Source organism: Falsiroseomonas oryzae, from assembly GCF_027856955.1.
GTDB lineage: Bacteria > Pseudomonadota > Alphaproteobacteria > Acetobacterales > Acetobacteraceae > Falsiroseomonas > Falsiroseomonas oryzae.
Window position 1 is genome coordinate 1 of record NZ_JAPSMD010000835.1, and the last position, 1,178, is coordinate 1,178.

Genomic DNA, 1,178 nt, shown 5'->3' on the forward strand with positions numbered 1-1,178 from the left:
TTCGCCGCCCATGCCGCCGCCGAGCGCCGCGCCCGCGCCCTGCATGCGCGCTTCGAGCAGCGCCTGCCGCCGGCCGTGGTGCGCCGCATCGCCAGCGCGCCCGACGCGCTGCGCCTGGATGGCGAGATGCGCGAGATCACCGCGCTGTTCACCGACCTGGAGGGCTTCACGGCGCTGACCGAGCGCGTGGCGCCGAACGACCTGGTCGCAATGCTGGACGCCTACCTGGATGCGCTGACGCGCGTGGTCGTCGCGCATGGCGGGATGGTGGAGAAGATCGTGGGCGACGCCGTGCACGCCGTGTTCAACGCGCCGCTCGACCTGCCCGACCATCCGCGCCGCGCGCTGGACTGCGCCGTTGCGCTGCTCGCCGCGGCGGAGGCGCAGCGCCGCACGCCGCTCGGCACGCGGCTGGCGCTCGGGCGCACGCGGATCGGGATCGAGACCGGGCCCGCGGTGGTCGGCGATGTCGGCGGCAGCGGGCGGCTGGATTACACCGCGCATGGCGACGTGATGAACACCGCCGCGCGGCTGGAGGCGTACAACAAGAAACTCGGCACGGCGATCTGCATCGGCCCCGTTGCGGCCGAACGGATAGGGCGCGCCGCGCTGCGCCCGCTCGGCGCCCACGCCGTGCGCGGACGCGCCGCGCCGCTCGAGCTCTACACGGTCAGGCCGTCAGCCGACTGAGGCGAGTGCCGCCTCGATGCGCGGCGCGCCCCAGCGCGTCGGATCGCGGGGCGGCTCGCCGGGGTTGGCGATATCCGCGCCGAAGCCCGGCAGCACCTCGACCCCCTGCCCCGCGCCGATCATCAGCACGGCGCCGCGTTCGACGAAGACGCCGAAGACGCCATTGCTGGGCCCGGCGAAGAAGCGCGTGCCGCGCACGGCGATCAGGCCATAGGGGCTCTGCACCGCGAGGCCCGGCGCCGCCTCGCCGCCGCGGCGGTCCACCAGCATCGCCCCGCGTTCCAGCACCAGCGTGCCGCCGATCCGCGCCAGGAAGCGGTCGATGCGCAGGCGCACCGCGGCGCCGAGCCGCACCTCCATCGCCTCGCCCAGGCGCAGCACCATCCGGCTGTCATCGCCGGTGGTGACGGTGTCGCCGTCGAAGACCGGTGCCGCCGCCGCCAGGTCGCGCCGCCGGCCGGCGCGCTCCGCCGCCGCGGCGCCACGCA

The 1,178-nt window shown here is 75.9% G+C and carries 2 protein-coding genes; one reads left to right on the forward strand and one right to left on the reverse strand.

Annotation, left to right across the window (positions count from 1 at the left end; translation table 11 throughout):
* A partial coding sequence (locus tag OZN99_RS32075) for an adenylate/guanylate cyclase domain-containing protein (protein WP_270939236.1) occupies positions 1-690 on the forward strand: 690 nt, incomplete at its 5' end.
* On the opposite strand, the gene OZN99_RS32080 is transcribed toward OZN99_RS32075, so the two are convergent.
* A partial coding sequence (locus tag OZN99_RS32080; RefSeq protein WP_270939237.1) for a FecR family protein occupies positions 679-1,178 on the reverse strand: 500 nt, incomplete at its 5' end. The two genes, OZN99_RS32075 and OZN99_RS32080, sit on opposite strands and share 12 nt — an antisense overlap.